The following is a 24,911-nucleotide window of genomic DNA, read 5'->3' as shown; positions in this document are numbered from 1 at the left end:
GAGCGTGCATGACGCGCCGGATCGCAGCCGACGGCATGATGAGTTTGTGCGTCATGGTGCCACGGGGGAGGGCGAAACGGCGGCCGCGCGGAGCGGCCGCCTGGGCAGCGGCTTAAAATGGTCGCGACACGAGACCGGTCGATGAGCGCCGATGCACCGGCGCGTCGCGACGGCTTTTTTCCAGTCAATTCGAGTAACGAGGTAGGAATGCAATACGCAAGACCAACAATTCGCCGCCAGGCCGGCACGCCGGCGCACCGCCAGCGTGGTTTCACGCTGATTGAGATTATGGTCGTGATCGCGATTCTTGGGATCCTGGCCGCCCTGGTGGTGCCCAAGATCATGAGTCGTCCCGACCAGGCACGCCGCGTGGCGGCGGGCCAGGACATTCATACGATCATGGATGCGCTGAAGCTGTATCGGCTCGACAACGGCCGGTATCCGACACAGGAGCAAGGTTTGCGAGCGTTGATCCAGAAGCCGGCGACCGATCCGGTGCCAAACAATTGGAAGGAAGGGGGCTACCTCGAGAAGCTGCCGAATGATCCCTGGGGTAACCCGTATCAGTACCTGAACCCGGGCGTGCACGGCGAAATCGACGTGTTCAGCTATGGCGCCGATGGTAAGCCAGGCGGTGAGGGCAACGACGCTGACATCGGTTCGTGGCAGTAGTGCGCGAGCCGACGCACCCGCGATGGCCCGCGTGATGAGTGTGGCGATGATCGCCCGTCGTGCCGCGGCGTGTGGCGCTGGCCGCGTGCAGCCGTGCCGAGGCGCGCGCGCGGTGGCCGGCTTCACGCTGTTGGAAATGCTGGTGGTGCTGGTGATCGCGGGCATCCTGATATCGATGGCGACGCTGACGGCAACGCGCAATCCTCGCACAGATCTGAACGAGCAGGCGCAGCGTTTGGCGTTGCTGTTCGAGTCGGCCGGCGACGAGGCGCAGGTGCGTTCCCAGCCGATCGCTTGGGTGCCGGTGGCGGGCGGCTATCGCTTCGAGGCACGCACCGCGGATGGCTGGCGTGCACTGCGTGACGACCTACTTGCGTCGCGTCGCTGGGACACGGAAGTAACCGGGGTGGCGATACGTTATCCAGGTTCGGACGAGACGGTCAGCCGAATCGTGTTCGGGGTGGAGAGCATCGACACGCCGGTAGAGGTCACGCTTTATTCGGCGATCGGCCAGGTCAGCATCGTCGGCAATGGCAATGGCCGCTTCGAGGTGCGTTGAAATGAGGCGCGGCATACGGGGTTTCACGATGATCGAGGTGCTGGTCGCGTTGGCGATCATCGCGATCGCGCTTGCCGCATCGTTGCGTGCAGTCGGCGTGCTGGCTGTCAATAGCAGCGAGTTGGACAAGCGTATGTATGCGGGCTGGAGTGCGGACAACGAACTGGCCAGGCTGCATTTGATGAAGGCGTGGCCCGATATCGGCTCGCGCACGTTCGACTGCTCGCAGGGCAATCTCGCGTTGCGTTGCACGGAGCGGGTATCGGCCACCCCCAATCCGATCTTCCGGCGCGTCGAGGTGTTTGTCGCCACCCCGGGGCAGTCGGGCTACCTAGTGCAAATGGTTACGGTCATCGCCAATGAAACCGGCCGCTCGCTCTGACCGACAGCGTGGCTTCACGCTGATCGAACTGCTAGTCGCGATCGCGATCCTAGCGGTGATCGCCGTGCTGTCGTGGCGCGGGCTGGATTCGATCATGCGCAGTCGCGAGGCGATCAGCCGCTCGATGGAGGACGAGCGCGTCCTGGCGCAGCTGTTCGACCAGATGCGCGCGGACGCTCGGCAGGCGGCCACCGATGACCAGGCGGGCACCGCGGCGGTGGCGATTGGCAATGGCGAGCTGCGCATCGTGCGCCTGCTGTTCGCTCAGGACAGCGCGCCGCGGCTGCAAGTGGTGCGTTACCGGCTCGACAATGGGCGAATCCTCCGTCTCGCGTCGCCGCCGATCGCCACGCAGGGACAATTGCGCAGTGCGCTGCGCGGCGGCGCCGAGGGCTGGAGCGAGGTGTCGCTGATCGGCGGTGTCAGCGCGATGCGCATGCGTTTGTTCGTGCCGCAAGTCGGCTGGACCCGTTCCATGGCCGACGTTGACGCGACCATCGCGAAGAGCATGAACAACCTGAAGATACCCGGCTTGAACGCTGCGCCGCTGCTGCGCGCGGCCACAGGGCTGGAAGTGACGCTGCGCGCGCCGCAGGTCAGCGCGCCGCTCACGCGCGTGCTGTTGATCGGGGAATGACGATGCATGCCCATCGCCGTCCAGACCTTCTCCATTGTGCCCGGCCGCCACGGCGCACGCGCGCCGAGCGCGGCGCCGCGATCATCACCGCGCTGTTCGTAGTCGCGCTCGCGGCCATATTGGTCTCTGGGATGCTGTGGCGGCAGCAGGTGCAGATCCGACGGATCGAGAACCAGCGGCTGTTGGCACAGGCGCGTTGGATTTCGCGCGGTGCGACCGATTGGACGCGGCTGATCCTGCGCAGTGAGGGCGACACCGCGCCGGGCTTTACGTACCTGGGTGGTATCTGGAGTGTGCCCATCGCACGCACGCGTCTGTCTGACTTCCTTGGCCAGATTGGCGAGGTACGTGCCGAGGAAGGGGCCGCAACGTACCTGTCCGGTTCGATTGAGGACGCGCAGGCGCGCTTTAACTTGCGTAACTTGGCCACCATTCCACGCCCCGGCGTCATCGCGGTCGATCCGAACCAACTGCTGGTGCTCCAGCGACTGCTGTCGTCGCTAGGATTGGATGGGCAATTGGCCGGCCGTGTCGCCAGTGCGGTGCGCGACAGCCTGGCGGGCTCCGCGACGCGCTTTCAGGTGAATGCTCAGACGCCGTTTGGCGCGAGTGGTGTGCCCGCTCAGCAGGCAGCGGCCGGCTCGGCGATCGGCGGCGAGTTGACCGATAAACCGGGACTCGAGGGCGGCAACGATGCGTCCGCGCGCCGGCCGATTCAGATGGTCGAGGCAACCGCGCTGCTGGATGTGGCCGGTTTCACGCCGGAGATGGTCGCGCGCCTTAAGCCGTTTGTGATCGTGCTGCCAACCCGCACGGTGCTCAACATGAATACCGCCAGCGCCGAAGTGATCGCCGCTAGCATACCGGGTATGTCGATCGGCGCGGCGCAAGCGCTGGTGGCGCGCCGCAGCACGGTGTTTTTTCGCAATACGGGCGAGGTGCAGCTCGCGTTACAAGCGGCCGGCATCCCCGCGGTGGAGAAAAACCTGAACACGATCGGCGTCGATACGAACTACTTCATTGTGCATGGCAAAGTTCAGCATGAGCGCGCCGAATTGATCCGTACAACTTTGATATACCGCGACGCGTTGACCAAGACCACGCGCGTTGTCAGTGTGAGGGATGAGTGATGCGCCAGCCCCGCGTCGCAATTTTTTACCCTGCCATTCAACCCCGTCATCGAACGAGGACTGCTTCTTGACCACGCTGATCGTCCAACTGCCGCCGCGTGACCCGGCGGTGCCTTCGCAGGAATGGCAACTGCCGGATCTGCCGTTCTTACTGCTCGACAAGCACGGCCGGACCCAACGCGCCGGCCGCGCGTCGCTGGCGTTGCTGCCGCGCGCCACCCGTACCGTGCTGATGCTGGCTGCACGCGATCTGCTGATGCTGGCCGCGACAGTTCCGCCGCTCAATGGACCGCGCTTGCGCCAGGCACTGCCCAATGTCATCGAAGATCACCTGATTCAGGACCCGCAGACCTGCCACATCGCGCTCGATCCGGCCGGGCCAATCGACGGCAAGCGGGTGATCGCCGCGATCGACCGCGGCTGGTTCCGCTTCATCTGTGATGCGTTTCGCAGCGCCGGCCATACCTCGCTGCGTGCGGTGCCGATCACGCGATGCCTGCCGCAACCGGGCGCTGTGCAGCACGCGCTGGACGCGATCGACTCGCAGGCTGCTGCCGGCGCGGCACTGCCCCGGGCTGCGGCCGACGGCAGCGGCCCGGCCCCGTCCAATGCTGAGCCGGGTGATGAAACGGGCGTTCCTGCGCATTTGCCGATCGTCGCCGCGATCCTCGGCGATGTCGTGCGCACGCAGCCGGCCGCGCTGCTCGGCGAGCCGGGCGAGTTGTCTGGCGCGTTCGGGCCGCATTGGGAGCTGGCGCTGGCGCGCGGCGCGCTGGGCGAGGGGTTTGCGGTACCGGTTGATGCGCTGGAGCCGACGCTTGCCGCCCTGGCCGCCGATGCGCCGGTGACCCTATACTGTCTCACTGGGGTGCCGGGCAGCGAGCCGCGCGCCGGCTGTGGCGGCAATGACGCGGCGGCGCTCGCCACGCATCTCGAGGTCCTGCCGCTGACGTTCGAGACGCTGGCACGCAACGCGCTGGCGCAGGACTTTGACCTATGCCAGTTCGAGTTCGCGCCGCAATTATGGAACCTGTCCGGCGCCACGCTCGCGCGCTGGCGCTTGCCGATCGCGCTCGCGCTCGCGTCGATCGTCGTCGCGGTGATCGGCGTGAACGTGCAATGGCTAATGTTGGCGCGGCAGCGTGATGCAATCAATGCGCAGATGACCGAGTTGTTGCTCAGCGCCTTTCCGAAAACCACGGTCGTGCTCGATCCGGCTGATCAGATGACGCGGCAACTGGATCAGTTGCGGCTGGCTGCCGGCGAGCCGGCGCCGGACGATTTCCTGTCGCTGGCCGATGCGCTTGCCCGCTCGCTGGGACCCGTGCCATCCAATACGATCGCGCAGCTGGACTATCGCAACCGCTCACTGGAGGTGACGTTCAAGCCGTCAGTCACCGTCGACAATGGGCTGACGCAGCGTCTGGCTCGCAATGGCGTAGCGGGCGAGGTGGACACCAGCACCGGCAAATGGACGATCAGGAGTGCGCGATGAAAAGCAAAAGCGCCGTAGCGACGGCTCTGGGCGATTTTTGGGACGAGCGTGCGCCGCGCGAGAAGAAGATGATCACGATTGGCGGCGCCGTGTTGGCACTGATTGTGCTGTATTCGGTGGCGTTGGACCCCGCGCTGAGTGGCCGCGCAAAACTGCGCGCTGACTTGCCCGCGATGCAGCGTCGCTTGGCGCAGATGACGGCCGACGCGAACGAGGCCCACCTACTCGCCGCGCGGGCGCAGGGCAGCGCGCCCACCGGCAATGCGCTTAAGGAGGCGTTGGCCGCGTCGCTCGCGCAACGCGCACTGGTGGCGACACAGCTAAGCGTGGCCGGCCCCAACGTCCAGCTTCAATTAAAGAACGCGCAGTTCGGCAGTTGGGTGGCGTGGCTGAACGACGTGCGCCGGCAATTTAAGGTCAAGGCTTCGGAGGCGCATGTCATTGCATTGAAGGACGACGGCCAAGTGGATGTCACCGCGACGCTGCAGCCGGCTAATACAAAATAATTCAACGGACCCACGATGTTTTTTTTCTGGCACCGGATCGCGCGCACGCTGCCCTGGATCATCGTGGGCGGCTTGGCGGTGCTCATCACGCTATTATGCATCGCGCCCGCCGCGTGGATCACGCCGCAATTCGGGCGGGCCACCGGCGGGCATGTGAACCTGGTGGACCCGGCCGGCTCGCTGTGGCACGGGTCAGCCACGCTGCTGCTGGCCCCCGGCAGCGATCGCGCCAATTCGACGCTGCTGCCCGGCCGGGTCGAATGGCATACTGCCTTTTGGCCGCTGTTTGGCGGTCGCTTGCACATGACGCTGCAGCATACCGAAGCGATGCACCAGCCGGTCACGCTGGACGCGTCGCGCAGCCAGGCCGTGCTCGGTGCCGGTTCGCTGGCGTTGCCCGCCACGTTGCTCACGGGTCTGGGCGCACCGTTCAATACGCTGGATTTGCAAGGCGACGTGCGGTTGTCCTGGACCGACATGCGCGTGCTGAACCAGCAGGCGTATGGACAGCTCACCGTGCTGCTGACCGACATGGCCTCGCGCGTGTCGCTGGTCCGGCCACTCGGCAGCTATCGTGTCACGCTGCTCGCGCAAGGCCCAGCGGCGACGTTGCAACTGGCGACGCTGCGTGGCCCGCTACAACTGAATGGCGCCGGGCAGTGGCAGCGAGGGCACTTCGCGTTCAATGGCGCCGCCCGTTCGACGAGCGAGGCCCGCGGTAGTCTGGCCGGGCTGTTGAACCTGCTGGGTCGCCGCATCGATGACGCGACATACGCGATCACCTTTGCGCGCTGAAGCCACGCGTTGAATCGCCCGTTGCGGCACATACGGTTCAGTGGCGCGGCGCCAGGCCGATGCCGCGCCGCGGCTTGGTAATCCAGACTAGACTGGCCAGGACAATGAATGCCAGGCACGAAAGCCGAAAAAAGTCGTTTGCCGCCATCATCATGCGTTGCTGCGTGACGATCTGGTTGAGCATCGCCGTCGTGCTGTCTGTCGCCGGCCAGCCTGAGGGCTTGCAGTGCGTCGCGATAGGCGTGCGTATGTGCGTATTGGCCGCATAGGCTTCACCGATTCCCGTAAACTTTTGTAACGTGGAGCGCGACGCGGATAACGCGCCGGCGTATCGCGCGGTTTATGCTGCGCATTGCGCGGCAGGCCGTTCCACGGGCCGAGCGCCGCATCCGGTTACAGGAATGTCAATGCATTTGGACTTTTGCTATTTTCCGGCGGCGCGCCGCGGCGCCGCTGCGCCGTGCCGCGCTCCTGTTCTACGCTGCGCGCTGGCGCTCGCCCTACTGCTCACCGGCTGCGCGGTGGGTCCCGACTACACGCGTCCGAGCGTCACGGTACCGGCGAGCTTCAAGGAGGCCACGCCTGGCTGGAAAGTGGCGCAACCAGCCGATCATCAAGACCGTGGCAATTGGTGGGCCATCTATCGTGATACGCAACTGGACACCTTGATGGACCGGCTCAATGCCGCAAACCAGACCGTCGCGCAGTTCGCCGCGGCTTACCGGCAGGCGCGTGCGCTGACTGCCGAGGCACGTGCAAGCGGGTTCCCGACCCTCAGTGGGTCGGCCTCCGGCAGCCGTGCCGGATCAGGCAGCGCGTCGCACGGCACGACGACAAGTGGGGTGGCGGCCGGCCACTCGCGTGTATCGAATAGTTTCAGCACGTCGCTGGACGCATCATGGGAGGCAGACCTGTGGGGTGGCATTGCCCGTGCGGTGGCGTCGCAGAAGGCCGGGCAGCAGGCGGCGGCGGCCGCGCTTGCCAATGCGCGACTGTCCGCGCAGGCGGCGTTGGCACAGAATTATTATCTGCTGCGCACGTCGGACGCACAACAAAAGGTGCTTGACGAAACCGTGGCCGCGTATCAGCGCACGCTCGAGTTGACCCAAAACCAATACAAGCAGGGCATCGTGCCGCGCTCGGACGTGATCCAAGCGCAAACACAATTGCAGTCGGCGCAATCCGTCGCGCTTGGCAATGGTATTGACCGGGCACAATATGAGCACGCGATTGCCGTGCTAGTCGGCGAGCCCGCCTCGACGTTTTCACTGCCGCCCGCACCGCTTGACGTGACCCCGCCGGCGATCCCCGTATCGTTGCCCAGCGCGCTGCTCGAGCGCCGCCCGGATGTCGCGTCCGCCGAGCGCAAGGCTGCTGCCGCCAACGAGCAGATCGGCGTAGCGATGGCCGCGTTCTTCCCCTCGCTGACGTTGTCGGCGCAAGAAGGATTCTCCAGTTCGGTGCTGGCGCAGTTGGTGCGGGCGCCGTCGCGGTTCTGGTCACTCGGCCCGGAGTTGGCTGCGTCGATCTTCGATGCAGGCCTGCGCAGCGCGAAACTCGACGCGGCACGTGCCGCCTACGACGAGCAGGTCGCGGTGTACCGGCAGACCGTGCTGGCGGCGCTTCAGGAGGTCGAGGACAACCTAACCTCGTTGCGGATCTTAGCGCAGCAAATCGCGCTGCAGCAAGCCAGTGTCGATTCGGCCCAGCAGGCGCTGGACATCGTGCTCAACCAATATAAGGCCGGCACCGTCGCGTACTTGTCGGTGCTCACCGCACAGGCGAGCCTGCTGTCTGCGCAGCAGGCGCTGCAGTCGCTGGCTGGCCAGCGCATGACCGCGTCGGTCGGACTGATCAAGGCACTCGGCGGTGGCTGGGACGTTGCGCGACTCGATACCGAAACCGGCTCGGTGGCGGCGCCGACCGCCGCTTCCGAGGTCTCGCGCAACTGATGCTGGCACGGCTCGGCCCATTATCTCAGGCACACAGGCAGCTTTCAGGCGAACAGCGGCAGCCCTTCGACCAGCACGATTGCAAACACGACGCCAAGCAGCGCGCCCAGGAGGCGTAACACGTTTGCGGTGAAGCGTGAGGCCACCGGCAACATGCCCAACGCGAACGCGCCGGCCAGCGCCATTGGGGCCAGAATGATGAACTCACCCGCCGTAAAATTGCCGGACATGGCGTGCTCCATGGATTCATGTCGTGCAACCAGTATAGGCGATGAACCGCATGCGTTCACGGCGCCTAGCGGCCGCCGAAATACGGTGACCAGGGGCCGGACGGGGGGGCATGGCGGCGCGGCGTGCGAACCAGACGAAGGTGGGGCGTTTGGCGCGGATGGCGCAGCGCCCGCGCCGGCGTGACGCGCACCGAGCGGCCCAGCGAGGCACGCCAGATGCTGTACAGACGTAGATGGACGAGCGAGTGCACCCACGCGCGTACGCTGCCGCTCCAGCGCTGCGCGATATCGCGCGACAAACGCGCGGTCAGCGCGCGCGTGCGCGCGACGTGGTGACGCAGCGAGCGCGCGGCGCGCCGTTGTGCGATACGCGTGATATGAGCGGCATGCCAGACGGTGACGGACATGCGTTTGGACAAACGAGCTGACATGATCATTGACTCGAGAGGGAAAGCGCCGAAGCGCTATTGTGTAGCGGTAACGGACTCAGCGTACACCCGAAATAGCTTATCCGACAGTGACACGGACCACGCCGCCGCGCGCGGGTTCAGCAGTTAAAAACAGGGTTGGAAGCATGCCGGGCGTACTGCACGTAAAATCATTGGAATCGAAGTCATTGAACCGGATATGCGATGGCGGAGCATTTCTCAAAGAGAGGTCAGGTCGAGTTGCTGAGGCAGCACGGTTTTGTCGTCGTGCCCGGCGTGTTGCCGGCCTCGCGTTGCGAGGCGATCAAGCAGGCGGCGCGTGCCGAGCTTGCGCAGCCGCAGGGGCCAGTCGAATTCGAGGCGGATCTATGCTATCCCGGCGCACCGCAATCGCACACCGCGCCCGGCGGCAACACGGTACGCCGCTTGCTCGACGCATACGCGCGCAATGCACTGTATCGACAGTGGGCCACGTCAACGGAAATCCGCGGCTGGATGGAATTGTATTTTGGTGAACAGGTAGCGCTTTCGCGCGCGCATCACAACTGCATGATGACCAAGCACCCGACATATGGCAGTTTGACGGGCTGGCATCGCGACATCCGGTATTGGGCATTCAAGCGCGAGGACCTCATATCGGTGTGGCTCGCACTCGGTACGGAGACCGTGGAGAACGGCGCGCTGTGGTTCGTGCCTGGCTCACACGCGGTGGATTTTGCCCCGGAGCGTTTTGATGAAGCGAAGTTCTTCCGCGCGGACGTGCCCGAAAATGCAGCGTTGATCAGCACGGCGGTTTCTCCGGCGCTGAACCCGGGTGACGTGGTGTTCTTCCACTGCAACACGCTGCATTCGGCGGGCAAGAATCTGGCTGACGACGTTAAGTTCTCACTGGTCTTCACCTACCATGGCGTCAGTAACGCACCGGTGCCGGGCACGCGCTCGGCGGCCAAGCCGGAAGTGCCGCTGTGAGCGCTGGCGGGCGGCGGGCACGCGTGGCATCCGGAGCGGGCGCGCGCTGGTCCCGCGCGCTTTAGCGCCGCGAGCTGAGCGCGAGTCCGACGATGCCGGCAACCAATGCCACCGCGCCGGCAGCGAGTAGCGTGATGGTGCGCTCGGTCGGCGTGCCGGTGAACAGGCGCGACACATCATTGCTGAACGAGTGCAGTGATGTGCCGCCGAAATACAACAGCACGATACCGCCAACAATGAGCGCGATCGATACAGCGTTGCCCATGAAAGTGTCCTCCGTCGTTGTGTGATGCTCGTCGAGCGTGACCGGATTATCGCCGATGCGCCGTGCGCCGCGGCGCACTGGATCATTTGATTGCGCATAGCCCTAAGACTTTTCGCATGAGTGACCAAGCTGCCGTGCAACGCTATCGTCCGGCATGCAGTTCCGGCTCTATCGCGACGAGTCGCCTGATTTCGACCCAGGCCGGCTAAGACATGGCCTCTGACGCGACGCGGCGCCGGTCGGTCCCGTCAACTGCGCGCCGAGACGCGGCAACACGCGCGCCAGCGTGATACCGCGCGCCGCCATGAACAGCAGCAGTGACGCCCATAGCCCATCGTTGCCGAACAGGCCGGGCAGCGTCATCGCGCCCAGCATGAACATGGCAAGCGAGATTGCCATCGCCCACATGAGATCCCGCGTACGCGTGGCGCCAATGAACATGCCATCGAACAGGAAACCCCAGACGGAGATCACCGGCAGTGCCGCGGCCCACGGCAGAAAGCGCACGGCCGTATCGCGGACCGCATGCTGATCGGTCAGGCAGCCGATGATCCATTCGCCGCCGCTCGCGTAGACCAGCGAAAAAAACAGTGCGCCGAGCCCGCCCCACACCATCGTGGTCCGCACGGCCTGACGGAGGGCGTCGCGTTGGCGCGCACCGATGGCGGCCCCGACCAGTGCTTCGGCGGCATGGGCGAAGCCGTCGAGCGCATAGGCCATGAAGGTCTGGAAGTTCAACAACAGTGCGTTGGCCGCCAGCACCAGGTCGCCTTGCGCCGCGCCGGCGTGCGCGAACCAGCCGAAACATGTCAGTAGGCACAGCGTACGCACGAAAATGTCACGATTGAGCGCAACCAATCGCCGCAGCGCGCTGGTATCCACAAGCGTGGCCCAGCGCAATGGCGGCAGCGCGCGCGGCCGCTTTCGCCACAGCAGCCACGCGCCCAGCACGAAGCCGCACGCGTCGGCCGTTGCGGTAGCTGCGCCGATACCGGCAATGCGCCAGTCAAAGACATAGACGTACAGCAGTACCGCCGCTACATTGACGGCATTGATAAACAGTTGAATGAGCAACGCAACGCGCACGCGCTGGCAGCCCAGCAGGAAACCCAGTATCACGTAGTTGCATAGCGCCAGTGGGGCGGCCCAGATCCGCGCGTGGCAATAGTCGCTGGCGTACTGCTGTAGTGCGTCGCTGCCGCCGATGAGGCGCAATGCGGTATCGATCAATGGCGTGCTCAGCGCGAGCACGACTAGGCCGATCACGATCGCCAGTGCCGACGCACGCAACAGCGTCGCGCGCAACGCGACGCTGTTGCGTGCGCCGAATGCCTGCGCCGTGAGCCCGGTGGTGCCCATGCGAAGGAAGCCGAAGCCCCAAAAAACGAAATTAAAAAACAAGCCGCCGGCGGCGACCGCTCCCAAATACGCCGGATCCGGCAGGTGGCCCGCGACGGCCGTGTCCACTGCGCCGAGGATCGGCTGGGTCAGGTTTGCCAGGATGATCGGTACCGCCAGCGCGAGCACGCGGCGATGCCACCGCACAGCACTGACCGGCGTATGGGACGGGGAGGCGGACAGCGACTGGCACGGCGGTAAGCGGTCGTTGGATTCGTTCATGGACAGCGCCATGTTGGGCAAGGTCGTGATGATGACGGGAAAGGGCTTGACGCGACGGATTCGCGTACTGTGGATAGCCGCGACATAAAAAAAGCCCGCTCATCGAGCGGGCTGAATCCATATCAGGAGGAGACATGGAGGAGACGGTTCCCACTATACGGATTCTCATGCTGCAACGCAACATCTGCGCGTGGAAAATTTTAGAGTCAACCCACTATTCATCGATCAATGATAGGTCCCTAATAATTTTGACCAAGCGCTTTGCGCTACCGAAATGACAGCGCAAGATACGTGGTGCCCGCGAACGGCGGCATCGATAAAGTGAAGCACACGCCATCCATTGCCAAGGGTCCATCATGAACGATCGAGTCAACATGCCAGTTTGCCCGGCAGACCGGGCCGGTTCATCACGCGCGGTCGCCCCCAAGTCTGCGTCGAAGACGTATCATTCGCTCGTCATGACGCACGATACAGCCAGTCAATCCAGCGGCGCGCCGGGCGATTACGCGAGCGATGATGCGCGTTGGGCCGCGGTGCGCGCGCACGATCCATGCGCCGATGGGTATTTCTTCTTTGCGGTCCGCACGACCGGCGTGTTCTGTCGGCCGTCGTGCAAGTCACGTGCGCCGCGGCGCGAAAATGTGCGCTTCTTCGAGTCCGCCGACGCCGCCATGGCAGAGGGCTTTCGCGCATGCAAGCGCTGCCAGCCGCTGCGCGCACCCCGCGAGGTCGAATTGGTCGCGCGGGCCTGTTCGGTGCTGGCCGAACGGATCGACGAGCGCGTCACGCTGGCGCAACTCGGCGACGCGGTCCACACGAGTCCCTACCATCTACAGCGCGTCTTCAGTCGCATGATGGGTATCTCGCCGCGTCAATACCACGCGAATTTGCGCGCTGAGCGGCTGCGTGAAACGCTGCGCTCGGCTAGCAGCGTGACCGATGCGGCGTTGGGAGCTGGCTTCGAATCTGCGTCGCCGCTGCGCAATGCCGCACGAGGGCATCTAGGCATGACCCCATCGGCGTACCGCAGACAGGGCGCCGGCATGACGATCGCCTATGCGATCGCTTCGACCCGGCTGGGTCCGATACTGATTGCGGCCACCGAGCGCGGCCTGTGCAAGGTGGCGTTCGGCGATGATGAAGCCTCACTGCTACACGCATTGCACGAAGAGTTTCGCCATGCGAAGCGAGTCTGCGACCCTGAACGCCTCGCGCACTATGTCGAGCGGATCGACGCCTACCTGGACGGACGCGCCGATCCGACGCACTTGCCGTTCGATGGGGTGGCGACGGCGTTCCAGCGCCGCGTCTGGGATGCGCTGCGCCGGATTCCGTACGGACAAACGCGCAGTTATACCGAGGTCGCGGCCGAACTGGGTGTGCCCAACGCGGTGCGGGCGGTCGCCGCCGCATGTGCCGCAAATCCGGTGGCCTTGGTCATTCCTTGTCATCGCGTGGTCCAGAAAAGCGGTGCGTTGGCCGGCTACCGGTGGGGTCTGCAACGCAAGGCGGCGTTGCTCGACGCGGAACGGCGCGATGGCGATGTCCGCGCTGCAACGCCCGGCTCGGAAACCCTCGATGTATAACGTGTTCACCACGTCGATCGCTTATCGGCCGCCGTACGATTGGCATCGCATGGTGGGCTTTTTTGCCGCGCGGGTGACGCCTGGCGTTGAATTCGTCGATGCGCAGGTCTACCGGCGCGGTATCGAGATCGACGGCGCGCTGGGCACGCTTGAAGTGAGGCACGACGCGCCCGGTGGTGTGCTGCGCGTGACGGTGCGCGGCGCCGCCCTCCTGATGCACAGCGTGCGCCGCGTGATGCGCTGGCGGTGGGCATCAGACGCTGGTCCGGTTCAGCGTGTACGCGCGGTAGGACGCAATGAACTGATCGAAGTGGCCAACTTCGGTGTGCTCGATCTCGGCTTGTTGCTGCAGCGAGTGCGCCGCCAGGGCCGCGTAATGGGCATGCAGCTCGCGCGGCAGCGGCCGGGCACGCATCGCCGCGGCGTGTTGCGCGCTGTGCTCGAGCGCGAAGCGCACGAACGAGCGCCCGGTTGTGCGCATGTCTTCTAATACACGTGCCGAAGGGGTCAGCGCGAAGTCCTCGACCTTCGCGCGTTGCGCGGCCAGTGCGTCGCCATATCGGCTGCCGCCCTCCTGGGCGTCGAGCAACGCCGCGGCCGGCCCGATTCGCTCGAGCAACTCGAGGGCCCAGTCCCGCAAGGGCACCGGGCGGCCGCCTCGGGACAATGCAAGTCCCGGACGCCGCCCCTGCGTCACCACACGGGCGAAGTTGTTGCCTGCTTCGGTACACTCCGCCTCGTGGAGCAACGCACTCGCGTCCAGCGCGCAAAATAACAGATACGCTTCGATAAAACGCGCGGTGGTGGCCGAGATCCCGGTGGCCTCGAACGGATCGATATCCAGCAGACGCACTTCAATGTATTGCACGCCGCGCGACGCAAGCGCGTGCAGCGGTCGTTCGCCCGGTTGCGTGACGCGCTTCGGGCGGATCGTCGAATAGAATTCGTTTTCGATCTGCAGTACGTTGGTGTTGATCTGCACCCACTCGCCGTCGCGCTGGGTGCCAAGCTGCTCATACGGCGCATAGGGCTGGCTGACCGCGCTCGCCAAGTTGTGTAGATAACCGTCCAAGCTGTTGTAGTCCGCGCGCAATGCAGCCTGCGCGGACGTATTCTGATAGCCCAGGTCACTCATTCGGAGACTGGTCGCGTACGGCAGGAACAGCGTGTCGGCATCCCATGTATCCAGCGCATGCGCGCGCTCGCCCACGAAGCTGCGCGACAGCGCTGGCGAGGCGCCGAACAGCAACATGAGCAGCCAACTGCTACGGCGGAAATTGCGGATCAGCGCAAGGTAGGCATCCGACTGGTACTGGAGCGGCGAGCCGTCAACCCGCTCGTGTTGTTGCAGCAGGCGCCAAATGTCTTCGTGCAACGAAAAATTGTAGTGAATGCCGGCGATGCACTGCATTGCCCTGCCATAGCGCAGCGCCAGCCCGCGCCGATAAACATGCTTAAGCCGGCCAATATTCGACGTGCCGTATTGCGCGATCGGAATCTGTTCGTCGGGCGGTAGCACGCCGGGCATCGACGCGTTCCACAGCAACTCGTCGCCGATCGATTCGTAGACGTAGCGATGCAGCGTATCGAGCTGCTCCAGCATCGCATCGACGGCGTGCCCGGCCGGCGTGATTATCTCGAGCAACGCTTCGGAATAGTCGGTTGTCAGCTGCTCGTGCGTGAGCGCCGAGCCCAAGGCGGCCGGATGCGGCGTGGGCGCCAGCGTGCCATCGCGCTGGACTCGCAGGCTCTCCTTCTCGACACCGCGCAGGCCTTGCGCCAGCAACGGGCGATGCGCGGGCTGCGCCAACAACGCCAGGCGTCGGGCGTACCCATCCGTCGTCGGGAAGGCGGGCGTGTTTTTGAGCATTATTGGTATGGTGTACTGGAGGCCGGTCTGCCGCGGCGGAGGGATTCACGAGTAGTGGGCACTTTAACATGCGCTGCGAAGCGTTGCTGACGTTATGCTAGGCAAGGTTAAGCGGGCAGTCGGGGGGTATCCCCGTTCAGCGCTGCGGCAGCCGCGCCGCGGCGCGGGTGGACATCACGACGATCAGCTTCATCGTGGCGCGAGTTGCTCCGACAAAAAGCTTGCGGGCGGCTCGCTCATCGAATGCATCGAAATCCACCTCGGTCAGGATTACACAGGGCGCGGCCTGGCCCTTGAAGCGGTGGATCGATTCGTACAGCACGTCGCCGTCGCGGTACTCGGGGTTGCCGAACAGATCGTAGCGGCCGGTGAAGCTGCGCAGCCGGTGCGGCCCGAGCTGTTCCAGTGCGGCAAAGCGTGATTTTTCACGGCCGCGGAATGACAGCAGCGCGATATCCTGCTTGCGAAAACCCAGCGACAACGCCTGAGTGATGGCGCGCTTAGTCGGCTCAAGGGGATCGTCGCCGTCATAGGTCGACACGGAAACGTCCGAGCCACCGAATGGACTGCCGCTTTCGATGGTGAACGACGGGCCGATCACCTCGCGCAAGTAGTCGAAGATCTCGCGTGGGCTACGATAGTTGACGCAGGCATTCAGCGTGACCCAACCCGGTAACGGGACCGGTTCGCGCATATATAAATTCTGCATCGGATCCTCCAGCCACCACCATGCGCCGCTTGGTGCTAGCAGCCGTTGCAGCGCGGCGACCCAGTGCGCGCGGAAGTCCTGTCCCTCGTCGACGATCAGCACATCAAAGCGCCACGCATCACTGGGGGGCACGTCGGCAAAGCGTGCGTCGAGCCAGCCGAAGACATCCGGGGATGCAAAGTCTGGCTCCTGCCCGCTGTCGCGCACGACCCAGTCACACAGCTGGTGGTAGGTCGCGACCTTCGCGCCCGGCGGTGCGACGCGCGCGATGTGGTCCGCCAGGGGACGGTTGAAGCAGACGTACAGCACACGCCGGCCCTGAGCGAGCGCGTCCTTCATCACCTGGATTGCCAATTGCGTCTTGCCCGAGCCCGCCGTGCCGGTCACGCGCAGCCTGAACGGCTCGAACGACAGGCGCCGCGCCCATTCGGCCAGGCCGCCGGAGAGCCGCGTGACCAGTGTGTCCGCCTGCCCGACCAGTGCGCTGGCGTCCGGTGTGAGCGCAAGGTGATCGGACAGGAAATGATGCAGCTTGGCAGCACAGTCGAATGGGGCCTCGTCGGGCGGCAACGCGCGCTGAATGACCGCGGCGAGTTGGTCTTTGCGCGTCGCGTCGACGATGCGCTCTGGGGCGACACCGGCAATGCCCGGGTCGCGCACGATGTAGTCCGGGCAATACAGCAGCGCCTCGATGCAATAGGTGCCGGCGCCGAACGCCGCGGTGAAGCGCCGATGCAGGCCTTCGATCGTGCGGGCCAACTGGACCGCGACATTGCGTTCCTTCTGTAGGTAGACCTTGACCAGGCCTGTAGACGTCTCGCGCAGGAATCCCGACTTCTGCTCGATTACCATCAGGCGCCCCGATGGTCCCACCACGACGAAGTCCGCTTCGCCAAATACCGAGAAGCCCTGGTTCACGCGGGTCCAATGCACGCCGTGATAGACCGTGTAGCCGTCCGGCAGTTGCTTGGCCAGCGTGGTCAACGTTTCGCGCTCGCGGGCTGCGGCGCCTGCTGCGTCCAGGTGTTTCCAGTCGTCGGGAATGATGCGCGCCATGTTCAGCAGTGTCTCGAATAAGGGCTAGCGGGTACGCGGTGCTGCGTAGCATTCTATGCGAGCTGCCGCGTGTCGGTTAGAATGCGCAGGTCTTTGGGGAGTAGCCTTTCCTGCGTTGCCGGGTCGCGGATGCGATGCGGCGGCCGGCCTGAGTGGCCGCGCCGCGTCAGTCCGACGCCAGCACGCCAGGAAGATCGCGCCAACAGTCTCCGGCTCATGCCGTGGTGCGCTCGGCCCACGCGGGTTTGGCCAGACCATCGACGCCGCGCCTCGTCCCGGTCGGACCGTCGCGCCGCGTCATGGTTCATGTGTCCGACCGTGGAGATATCGTGCACCATCCCCGTTCCCCCTACCCGCCTGCCCGTTTGGCCATGCCGCCCGTTGCGACGGGAGCGTGCGCATGACTTGGCTCGTGCTCGAACTCATGCTGATGCTCGCGGTGATCCTGGTCGCCGCCGAATTGTTCACGAACGCGCTGGAACACCTGGGCGAGCGGATGAAGCTATCCGAGGGCGTGACCGGCTCATTGTTCGCGGCGGTCGGCACCGCGCTGCCCGAGACGTTGATTCCGCTGATCGCCATTGTGTCGGGACGCGGCGAGCGGCTCAACGAAGAAATCGGTGTGGGCGCGATTCTAGGCGCGCCGCTGATGCTCGCGACGCTGTCCACGTGCCTGATGACCGTTGCGGTACTGCGCCAGCGTGGGCTCTGTGGACGGATACGGCCGGAGGTCGGCGGTATCAATCGCGATCTCAACTACTTCCTGTTTGCGTTTGCGTTATCGGCCGCCGCGATGTATGTGCCGCATACGAGCGTGCTGGTGCGGGCAGGGTTGAGCGCCGCACTCGTGTGCGTGTATCTGTGCTACGTGTATGCGACGTTGCGTGCATCGCAAGCGTTGGTGGCCGGCGGGCATGGCACCGAGGCGCCGCACGTCATGTATCTGTCGCGCTTCGGTATCCCGACCCGGCTTCGTGACGATCGTGCTGCAGCTGGCCATCGCGCTGGCCTTGTTAATCGGCGGTGCGAAGGGATTCATTGATGGCGTGGACGGGGTCTCCCAGCTGCTGGGCGTGTCGCCGCTGCTGTTGTCGCTGCTGATCATCCCGATCGCCACGGAGTTGCCCGAGAAGATTAACAGTATCTTGTGGGTGCGTCGCGGCAAGGACACGCTCGCATTTGGGAACCTCACCGGTGCGATGGTGTTCCAGGGCACGCTGCTGCCAGCGCTGGGCATCATGCTTACGCCATGGGAGCCGCGCATCGAGGTGCTGACCGGCATCGCGATTACACTGGTCGCGGCAGCGTGGTGCCGCGCGCTGTCGCGCGGTCGCGGCCTGCCAGTCTGGGCGCTGCTGTTCAATGGCGTGCTCTATGCGGTCTATCTGGCCGTGACATTGGCATAAAATGCTGCGGTGCTGTTCGATTTTTCGCCGTTCGATTCCGGAGGTAGGAATGCAGGTCAAGTCTCTGATAGGCGCCACTGCGGCGCTGTTTACCATGCTGAGCGCCGCCGCGCAGGCCGCCGGGCCGGTGGGGGTGCAGGTGAGCGGCTGCTGGGTGCGCACGATGCCGGCGACCCTGCCGTCATCTGCCTATTTCACGATAAAAAACGACGCAGACACGCCGGTTTCGCTAAAGGACGTCGATGCGCCGGCCTTTGGCATGGTCATGATGCACCAGACGCGGAGCAACGGCAGTACGTCGCGGATGGTCCATGTCGATGCGGTTGGCGTGCCGGCCCACGGTACGCTGAAGTTTGCGCCGGGCGGTTATCACGTGATGCTCGAACAGCCCAAGAGCGCATTGAAAGTCGGCACGACGATTCCATTGACGCTCGATTTTGGCGCCGACGGCAAGCTGGACGTCCAGTGCGAGCTTCGGCCCGCCTCGGCGTCGGCGCATTGAGGTGGGCCGCTGCGCCCCTCGGGTGGCCGCACGCCGGTGGATCGAGCGGGTCGTCAGCGTCGGGATCGTCGGTCTGGGCGTGCGGATGACGTTTGTGACGACGGGCGGGTGACACGATGAACGGACTTGAGTGCTCGATGCTGAACTGGACCCAGGGGGGCCAGACTCACCACGCGCGCTGGCGCTCGCACGCCGGGCTACCGCCGCCTCGGCGCGTCGTGCCGGCCGACGACACGCTCGGCGCCGATCACGCCTATCGCCTGGCATGCGAGGGAACCGCGATCCTGTGGCAGGGCGACTTCAATAACGCGCGGCAGCTATTGCAGGCCATCGCGCGGCGCATCGAGCGTCGTCGGCCCAAGCGCGGTGCGACGCCACAGGAAACGTTCAACCTGCATCGGCTGGCGCAAGCGCAGCGGGCCCGCACGCTGGCGATGCTGCTGGTGCCGCTCGATGCGCATTACCGGATACCGCTGCGCCGTGCCCCGGACCTAAGTGGTGCGTGCGCGCACGCATACGGGCCGCCGCCCGGTGGTGACGCGGTCAGCGTCGTTTCGCTGCGCGAGTTGCTGGGGATGGTCGGCGCGTTCGAGTGGCATCGTAAGGGTGTGGTCATCGACGCACTCGGCGGCGCCCGGATCCATCCGCACTATGGCGTATTCTCGCCCGTACGCGGCGAATACCTGGACCTGATAGCGCAGGCGCCGTTGCCGGCCGGGGCCGATGCGCTCGCTTTCGACATTGGCACCGGCACCGGCGTGATCGCCGCATTGCTGGCCCGGCGCGGCGTGCGGCGCGTGATCGCAACGGACGTCGATTCGCGCGCGCTAGATTGCGCGCGCGAGAACGTCGCGAGGTTGGGGCTGTCTGCGCAAGTGGAGGTCGTGCGGGCGGATCTTTTTCCGTTATCGCGCCGCGCGCCGCTGGTAGTCTGTAACCCGCCGTGGGTGCCGGCGCGCCCGAGTGCATCGATCGAGCACGCTGTATTCGATCCGGACAGTCGCATGCTACGAGGATTCCTCGCCGGTTTGCCGGCGCATTTGGCCCCCGGCGGCGAGGGTTGGCTGATCATGTCGGACCTGGCTGAGCATCTTGGCTTGCGCCCACGCGAAGCTTTCCTCGCGATGATCGACGCGGCCGGCTTGCAGGTGCTTAACCGCGTCGATATCCGGCCGCGTCACCCCAAAGCGTCGGACGCCGCGGATCCGTTGCATGCGGCGCGGGCCCGCGAGGTGACGTCGCTGTGGCGCCTCGCGGGCCGAGGCTGATGAACGCGCGCTACGCGGTGCCGCGCAACGTATGCGCGGCGGCCACCATGTTGCGCAGCGCCGGGATGACTTCAGCCCATGCGCGCGTCTTCAGCCCGCAGTCCGGATTGACCCACAGGCGCTCGGCTGGGATGCGCTCGGCCGCCTTGCGCATCAACTGGACGATGTGCTCCTGCGTCGGGATGTTCGGTGAATGGATGTCGTACACGCCCGGTCCGATCTCATTCGGATAGTTGAAGTGATCGAATGCATCGAGCAGTTCCATGTCTGAGCGCGATGTTTCGATGGTGATGACATCTGCGTCCATCTCTGCAATCGACGCAATGATGTCGTTGAACTCCGAATAGCACATGTGCGTGTGGATCTGCGTGTCGTCGCGCACGCCGTTGGCCGCGATGCGGAATGCGCCGACCGCCCACTGCAGGTACTCATGCCATTGCGACTTGCGCAGCGGCAAACCTTCGCGCAAGGCCGCCTCGTCGATCTGAATCACGCGCACGCCCGCACGCTCCAGATCGAGCACCTCTTCGCGGATCGCTAGCGCAAGCTGCTGGCACGACACGGCACGCGGCTGGTCGTCGCGCACGAACGACCAGTTCAGAATCGTCACGGGCCCGGTCAACATACCTTTCATCGGCTTGTGAGTCAGCGATTGCGCATATTGGATCCACTCGAGGGTCATCGGCTTCGGCCGGCGGATGTCACCGAACATGATCGGCGGTTTCACGCACCGCGAGCCATACGACTGTACCCAGCCGAACTGGCTGAACGCATAGCCTTCGAGCTGCTCGCCGAAATACTCGACCATGTCATTGCGCTCGGCCTCGCCATGCACGAGCACGTCGAGCCCCAGCGCCTCCTGTTCGCGCACGCTGCGCGCGATCTGCTCGCGCATGGTCGCGTGGTAGCTCGCCTCGTCCAGTTCGCCACGACGGAAACGGCTGCGCGCCTGGCGGATTTCTTCGGTTTGCGGAAACGAGCCGATTGTCGTGGTCGGATAAGGCGGCAGTTGCAACTGCTCGTGTTGCTTGCGCGCGCGCTCCGGATAGGGGTTCGTGCGGCGTTCCATGTCGGCGTCGATGCGCGCAAGCGCCGCCTTGACGGCTGGGTTATGCACGCGCGCCGATACCTTGCGCGCCGCGATGGCGGCCTGGTTGTCCCGCAGTTCAGCCTCCACAGCCTGCCTGCCGTTGTTCAGTGCCGTAGCCAGCACATTCAGTTCGTCCAGTTTTTGCAGCGCGAATGCAAGCCATGAACGGAGCTCGGCGTCGAGCCCGCGCTCACTGGCCAGGTCCACCGGCACGTGCAGCAGGGAGCACGACGGCGCCAGCCAGAGCCGCTGGCCGAGTTGGCGGTGGATCGGCTCGAGCCAGTCGAGCGTTGCGACGAGATCGGTTTTCCAGATATTGCGGCCGTTGACGACACCGAGCGATAGCACGCGCTCGGCCGGCAGACTCGCGATGACGTCGCAGACTTCATCGCGTGCATTGAGCGTGTCCACGTGCAGGCCCTGCACGGGCAATGCGCACGCAAGCGGCAGGTTCTCCTGCAATTGCCCGAAGTAGGTGGCTAGCAGCAGCTTAACGCGATCGGTGCGTAGCGTGTCGTAGGCGTGCACGAACGCTTGCTGCCACTGCGGATCGAGCTCGGTGACGAGGATCGGTTCGTCGATCTGCACCCATTCAGCACCGCACGCGGCGAGTTCGGCCAGCAATTGCGCATAGACCGGCAGCAGTCGCGGCAACAGCGCGAGTTTGTCCGAGTCGTCCTTAGCCTTGCCGAGCCACAGGTACGTCAGCGGCCCGATGATCACCGGCTTGGCTTTCACGCCAAGGCGGCGTGCCTGTTCGAACTCGCCGAGCAGGCGCGATGCGTCGAGCGAAAAGGTCGTGGACGCGCTCAATTCCGGCACGATGTAGTGGTAGTTGGTATCGAACCACTTGGTCATCTCGCCGGCCTGCACGCCGCAACTGCATGCGCCGTCCGTGGCTGAACGCCCGCGTGCGATCCGAAAGTAGTTGTCCAGCGAGTCACCGTCCAGGTTGCGTACCCGCTCCGGTAGGTTGCCGAGCGTAAAGCTCATGTCGAGCACCTGATCATAGAACGCGAAATCGCCCACCGGTGACCAGTCCAATTTCGCCTGGTTGGCCCAGTGCTGCTGGCGCAGTTGAGCGCCCGCTGCTTTCAGTTCGTCCAGTGAGGACTGTCCCTTCCAGTAAGACTCGAGCGCGAATTTCAATTCCCGCTTCGCGCCAATGCGCGGAAAGCCCAGATTGTGGGTGATGGCCATGATTCGATAGAGGTTGAGTCAAGAGTGCGTCGATCATAGGGGTTGGGATATATGAAAAAAAGTGGCATTATTTCATTGTCCCATTAAATATATTCATGCCTCGAGATGCTCGAACGTATTCACCTGGCGATCGTGCGCGAGGTTGACCGGCGCGGTTCATTGACCGCTGCCGCCGAGGTGTTGTGCCTGACCCAGTCGGCGCTGAGCCACACGGTCAAGAAAATGGAGCAGATGCTGGGTACGGCGGTCTGGCGCCGCGAAGGCCGCAACCTGCGGCTGACGCAGGCGGGCGAATACCTGTTATCGGTCGCCAATCGCGTACTGCCGCAGCTGGAGCACGCGCAGGCGCGCTTGGCACAGTACGCGCAGGGCGAGCGTGGCACGCTGCGCATCGGAATGGAATGCCACCCCTGCTACCAATGGTTGCTGAAGGTTGTGTCGCCGTACCTGGCACAGTGGCCGGACGTCGATGTGGACGTAAAGCAGAAGTTCCAGTTCGGCGGCATTGGCGCACTGTTCGTCTATGACATTGATATTTTGGTCACGCCCGATCCATTGCACCGCGCGGGCCTTCGCTTCGAGCCGGTGTTTGACTACGAGCAGGTGCTGGTGGTCCAGCGCGGACACGCACTGACACGTGGCACGCACGTCGAGCCGGCGCAGTTGACCGGCGAAGTGCTGATCACCTATCCGGTCGATATTGACCGACTTGACATATATGCGCAATTTCTGGTGCCGGCCGGCGTGCGGCCGAAGCGTCACAAGACGATCGAGACCACTGACATCATGGTGCAAATGGTCGCCAGCGGCCGCGGCGTTGCCGCGCTGCCGCGCTGGCTGGTGCAGGAATATGCGAACAAGATGCCGATCGAGCCGGTGCGGTTGGGACGCAACGGCATCGCCAAGCAGATCTTCGTGGGCATGCGCGAGGCGGATGCCGACACCGACTACCTGGCCGCCTTCGTCGCGCTTGCGCGGCATTCAGCCCACTACGCGGCAGCGTAGCTGACCCGCCTTGGCTCATGGTGGCCGGCCACGATCCGCTGCAGGTTCAAATGGCCGCTGTGGTGCCTGCCGTGAAAGACGTGCGGGCCGAGCACACGAAAACGTAGGCGTCTTACCAGGCCTGCTCGTAGATGGCGAGGGCGTCGGCTTCGCCAACTTCGCGAGGATTGTTCACGAGCAGGCGGGTTTGCAGCATCGCGTCGGCGGCCATTCTCGGCAATTCGTGCCGGCCGACGCCAACTTCGCGCAGCGTCCTCGGGATCCCGGTGGCAGCAATCAGCGCATCGATCCGTGCAATCCATGCCGCTGTCCTGGCTTCGTCGCTGCCGCGTGCGTCGGGCGCGATGATTTCGGCAAGCTGCGCATACTGCTGTGCGGCCGCGTTCGCGTTGAAGCGCAGCACGTGGGGTAGCACGAGGGCGTTGGACAAACCGTGCGGCACGTGGAACAGGCCGCCGATCGGATACGCGAGCGCGTGTACGGCGGCCACCGGCGCATTGGCGAAAGCTTGTCCGGCCAGCATCGCGCCGAGCAGCATTGCCTCGCGCGCTGCGCGGTCCTGCCCGTTGTCGCACGCCGGCAGCAGGTGGCGGGACAACAGCTCCAGCGCCTGCAGCGCGAGCCTGTCCGATAGTGGGTTCTTCAGGCGTGCCGACGTGTACGCCTCGATCGCATGCACCATGGCATCGATGCCGGTGGCCGCGGTCGTCGCGCGCGGCAGGCCAAGCGTGAGTTCCGCGTCCAGAATCGCGACATCAGCGAACAGTTGCGGCGCGACCACGCCCATCTTGCGCGCCTCGCCGAGCGTGACGATCGACACGGCGGTGACTTCCGAGCCGGTGCCCGCGGTGGTCGGCATTTGCACCAGCGGCACGCGCGTGCCACGTACGTTGCCTACGCCGTACATCTCGGCCAGCGGTTGCTGCCCGGCCACCAGGACGGCGATCAGCTTGGCCACGTCCATTGACGAGCCGCCGCCGAGTCCGAGCACGATCTCGGCACCGACGGCCGAGGCGCGTGCGGCGGCGTCGAGCACCACCTGTTCGGGCGGATCGGCCACCACGTCATCGATGACGGTGACATGCCAGCCCTGTGCAGTGAGGTCCGCTAGCGCGGGCCCGAGCAGCCCGCTGCGATGCAGGAGTGTGTCGGTCACCACGCACAGCCGGCTGAGCGTGCCGAAGTGCTCACGCAGCAATGTGCCGAGCCGGCGTGCCGCGCCGAACTCCACGATGACCGTTGGCACGGTCTGAAAGCGAAATGGGATCATTGGCTGGCTCCGTGCACCATGTGGCTGCTGACCTCGCGGCGTTCGAGCATCGGAATGATCTGCTTGTAACCGATCTGCTGAAAATGCGGCGTTTGCCGATGTTCGTCCAATCCCGTTGCGTCGGTATACTGTTCGAGGATCACAAAATGGTCAGGATCGTGCGGCGAGCGGAAGAACTGGTAATCCAAGTTTTTCGGCTCATCGCGCGTGGCGCGCGCGAGCGCGTCGAGCAGCGCCAGCACGCGCTCACTCTGCCCGGGCTTGGCGAAATAGTGGGCAATGACCTGCAAGTAGGGTGGCGTCACCGTT

General features: G+C 64.7%; 24 protein-coding genes and 2 pseudogenes. 16 read left to right on the top strand and 10 right to left on the bottom strand.

Features of this window, described 5'->3' with window-relative positions; translation table 11 throughout:
• The first annotated feature begins 207 nt into the window (after window positions 1-207).
• From gspG to RBRH_RS00340, 8 genes are all read left to right on the top strand, one after another.
• Window positions 208-672, top strand: a complete 465-nt coding sequence (gspG, locus tag RBRH_RS00375) for a type II secretion system major pseudopilin GspG (protein ID WP_041753955.1) — start codon at window positions 208-210, stop codon at window positions 670-672.
• A 46-nt stretch (window positions 673-718) separates the two neighbouring features.
• A complete protein-coding gene (locus RBRH_RS00370) occupies window positions 719-1,231 on the top strand; it encodes a GspH/FimT family pseudopilin (protein WP_049786431.1) in 513 nt (170 codons plus the stop codon).
• Window positions 1,203-1,613 carry a type II secretion system minor pseudopilin GspI gene (gspI, locus tag RBRH_RS00365; RefSeq protein ID WP_013433863.1) on the top strand — a complete coding sequence of 137 codons (411 nt, stop codon included), beginning with the start codon at window positions 1,203-1,205 and terminating at the stop codon, window positions 1,611-1,613. The genes RBRH_RS00370 and gspI overlap by 29 nt, the downstream gene beginning before the upstream one ends.
• A complete protein-coding gene (locus RBRH_RS00360) occupies window positions 1,591-2,250 on the top strand; it encodes a PulJ/GspJ family protein (RefSeq protein WP_013433862.1) in 660 nt (219 codons plus the stop codon). The genes gspI and RBRH_RS00360 overlap by 23 nt, the downstream gene beginning before the upstream one ends.
• The gene (gene gspK / locus RBRH_RS00355; RefSeq protein WP_013433861.1) at window positions 2,247-3,380 is read left to right on the top strand and encodes a type II secretion system minor pseudopilin GspK; all 1,134 of its coding nucleotides are present in this window, start codon (window positions 2,247-2,249) and stop codon (window positions 3,378-3,380) included. Before RBRH_RS00360 ends, gspK begins: the two co-directional genes overlap by 4 nt.
• Window positions 3,381-3,447: 67 nt before the next feature.
• Window positions 3,448-4,875, top strand: a complete 1,428-nt coding sequence (gene gspL / locus RBRH_RS00350) for a type II secretion system protein GspL (RefSeq protein WP_041752922.1) — start codon at window positions 3,448-3,450, stop codon at window positions 4,873-4,875.
• Window positions 4,851-5,381: a type II secretion system protein GspM gene (gene gspM, locus RBRH_RS00345; protein ID WP_013433859.1), complete on the top strand. Its 531-nt coding sequence runs from the start codon at window positions 4,851-4,853 to the stop codon at window positions 5,379-5,381. Before gspL ends, gspM begins: the two co-directional genes overlap by 25 nt.
• Before the next feature lie 15 nt (window positions 5,382-5,396).
• Entirely contained in the window at window positions 5,397-6,176 is a 780-nt protein-coding gene (locus RBRH_RS00340; RefSeq protein WP_013433858.1) for a type II secretion system protein N, read from the top strand.
• Window positions 6,177-6,213: 37 nt separating this feature from the next.
• Here RBRH_RS00340 and RBRH_RS16845 read toward each other — a convergent pair whose 3' ends face one another.
• Window positions 6,214-6,360 (bottom strand): multidrug resistance protein B, encoded by a 147-nt coding sequence (locus RBRH_RS16845; protein WP_013433857.1) that lies wholly within the window; start codon window positions 6,358-6,360, stop codon window positions 6,214-6,216.
• Window positions 6,361-6,583: 223 nt separating this feature from the next.
• On the opposite strand from RBRH_RS16845, the gene RBRH_RS00335 reads away from it, so the two are divergent.
• Window positions 6,584-8,128: an efflux transporter outer membrane subunit gene (locus tag RBRH_RS00335; RefSeq protein ID WP_157864300.1), complete on the top strand. Its 1,545-nt coding sequence runs from the start codon at window positions 6,584-6,586 to the stop codon at window positions 8,126-8,128.
• A 44-nt stretch (window positions 8,129-8,172) separates the two neighbouring features.
• On the opposite strand, the gene RBRH_RS00330 is transcribed toward RBRH_RS00335, so the two are convergent.
• Together RBRH_RS00330 and RBRH_RS00325 are read right to left on the bottom strand one after the other, a co-directional pair.
• Window positions 8,173-8,358 carry a hypothetical protein gene (locus tag RBRH_RS00330; protein ID WP_041753952.1) on the bottom strand — a complete coding sequence of 62 codons (186 nt, stop codon included), beginning with the start codon at window positions 8,356-8,358 and terminating at the stop codon, window positions 8,173-8,175.
• 65 nt (window positions 8,359-8,423) lie between these two features.
• Window positions 8,424-8,789, bottom strand: a complete 366-nt coding sequence (locus tag RBRH_RS00325; RefSeq protein WP_157864299.1) for a hypothetical protein — start codon at window positions 8,787-8,789, stop codon at window positions 8,424-8,426.
• A 201-nt stretch (window positions 8,790-8,990) separates the two neighbouring features.
• On the opposite strand from RBRH_RS00325, the gene RBRH_RS00320 reads away from it, so the two are divergent.
• Window positions 8,991-9,755 carry a phytanoyl-CoA dioxygenase family protein gene (locus RBRH_RS00320; RefSeq protein ID WP_013433853.1) on the top strand — a complete coding sequence of 255 codons (765 nt, stop codon included), beginning with the start codon at window positions 8,991-8,993 and terminating at the stop codon, window positions 9,753-9,755.
• A gap of 61 nt (window positions 9,756-9,816) precedes the next feature.
• On the opposite strand, the gene RBRH_RS00315 is transcribed toward RBRH_RS00320, so the two are convergent.
• Together RBRH_RS00315 and RBRH_RS00310 are read right to left on the bottom strand one after the other, a co-directional pair.
• Window positions 9,817-10,020 carry a DUF3185 family protein gene (locus tag RBRH_RS00315; protein ID WP_041753951.1) on the bottom strand — a complete coding sequence of 68 codons (204 nt, stop codon included), beginning with the start codon at window positions 10,018-10,020 and terminating at the stop codon, window positions 9,817-9,819.
• A 168-nt stretch (window positions 10,021-10,188) separates the two neighbouring features.
• A complete protein-coding gene (locus tag RBRH_RS00310; RefSeq protein ID WP_041753950.1) occupies window positions 10,189-11,640 on the bottom strand; it encodes an MATE family efflux transporter in 1,452 nt (483 codons plus the stop codon).
• Window positions 11,641-12,098: 458 nt separating this feature from the next.
• Here RBRH_RS00310 and ada point away from each other — a divergent pair, with 458 nt between their 5' ends.
• Both ada and RBRH_RS21210 read left to right on the top strand, forming a co-directional pair.
• Window positions 12,099-13,226, top strand: a complete 1,128-nt coding sequence (ada, locus tag RBRH_RS00305) for a bifunctional DNA-binding transcriptional regulator/O6-methylguanine-DNA methyltransferase Ada (protein WP_041753949.1) — start codon at window positions 12,099-12,101, stop codon at window positions 13,224-13,226.
• Window positions 13,177-13,455: pseudogene (locus RBRH_RS21210) on the top strand (AlkA N-terminal domain-containing protein); the annotation flags it as partial. The gene ada and the pseudogene RBRH_RS21210, both read left to right, overlap by 50 nt.
• A gap of 24 nt (window positions 13,456-13,479) precedes the next feature.
• Here RBRH_RS21210 and gshA read toward each other — a convergent pair.
• The gene (gshA, locus tag RBRH_RS00300) at window positions 13,480-15,096 is read right to left on the bottom strand and encodes a glutamate--cysteine ligase (protein WP_013433848.1); all 1,617 of its coding nucleotides are present in this window, start codon (window positions 15,094-15,096) and stop codon (window positions 13,480-13,482) included.
• A 136-nt stretch (window positions 15,097-15,232) separates the two neighbouring features.
• Complete coding sequence (locus RBRH_RS00295; RefSeq protein WP_013433847.1) at window positions 15,233-16,861, bottom strand: ATP-binding domain-containing protein; 1,629 nt, start codon at window positions 16,859-16,861, stop codon at window positions 15,233-15,235.
• A gap of 400 nt (window positions 16,862-17,261) precedes the next feature.
• On the opposite strand from RBRH_RS00295, the pseudogene RBRH_RS00290 reads away from it, so the two are divergent.
• The 3 genes and pseudogenes from RBRH_RS00290 to RBRH_RS00280 all read left to right on the top strand — a co-directional run bounded on the left by RBRH_RS00290 (window position 17,262) and on the right by RBRH_RS00280 (window position 20,037).
• Window positions 17,262-18,267 (top strand): annotated as a pseudogene (locus RBRH_RS00290) (sodium:calcium antiporter).
• 49 nt (window positions 18,268-18,316) lie between these two features.
• Window positions 18,317-18,769, top strand: coding sequence for a copper chaperone PCu(A)C (locus RBRH_RS00285; RefSeq protein ID WP_041753948.1), 453 nt, complete (start codon window positions 18,317-18,319; stop codon window positions 18,767-18,769).
• A 116-nt stretch (window positions 18,770-18,885) separates the two neighbouring features.
• A complete protein-coding gene (locus tag RBRH_RS00280) occupies window positions 18,886-20,037 on the top strand; it encodes a methyltransferase (protein WP_013433843.1) in 1,152 nt (383 codons plus the stop codon).
• Between the two features lie 10 nt (window positions 20,038-20,047).
• Here RBRH_RS00280 and metE read toward each other — a convergent pair whose 3' ends face one another.
• Window positions 20,048-22,327 carry a 5-methyltetrahydropteroyltriglutamate--homocysteine S-methyltransferase gene (gene metE / locus RBRH_RS00275; protein WP_013433842.1) on the bottom strand — a complete coding sequence of 760 codons (2,280 nt, stop codon included), beginning with the start codon at window positions 22,325-22,327 and terminating at the stop codon, window positions 20,048-20,050.
• 105 nt (window positions 22,328-22,432) lie between these two features.
• On the opposite strand from metE, the gene RBRH_RS00270 reads away from it, so the two are divergent.
• A complete protein-coding gene (locus tag RBRH_RS00270) occupies window positions 22,433-23,332 on the top strand; it encodes a LysR family transcriptional regulator (RefSeq protein WP_013433841.1) in 900 nt (299 codons plus the stop codon).
• Between the two features lie 112 nt (window positions 23,333-23,444).
• On the opposite strand, the gene RBRH_RS00265 is transcribed toward RBRH_RS00270, so the two are convergent.
• Both RBRH_RS00265 and RBRH_RS00260 read right to left on the bottom strand, forming a co-directional pair.
• Window positions 23,445-24,602, bottom strand: a complete 1,158-nt coding sequence (locus RBRH_RS00265) for an iron-containing alcohol dehydrogenase (RefSeq protein ID WP_013433840.1) — start codon at window positions 24,600-24,602, stop codon at window positions 23,445-23,447.
• A complete protein-coding gene (locus RBRH_RS00260) occupies window positions 24,599-24,907 on the bottom strand; it encodes a putative quinol monooxygenase (protein ID WP_013433839.1) in 309 nt (102 codons plus the stop codon). The genes RBRH_RS00265 and RBRH_RS00260 overlap by 4 nt, the downstream gene beginning before the upstream one ends.
• Window positions 24,908-24,911 lie beyond the last annotated feature (4 nt).

Origin of the sequence: Mycetohabitans rhizoxinica HKI 454 (assembly GCF_000198775.1) — a bacterium.
In the GTDB taxonomy this organism is placed as follows: Bacteria; Pseudomonadota; Gammaproteobacteria; order Burkholderiales; family Burkholderiaceae; genus Mycetohabitans; species Mycetohabitans rhizoxinica.
This window is presented reverse-complemented; position numbering and strand designations above follow the sequence as displayed.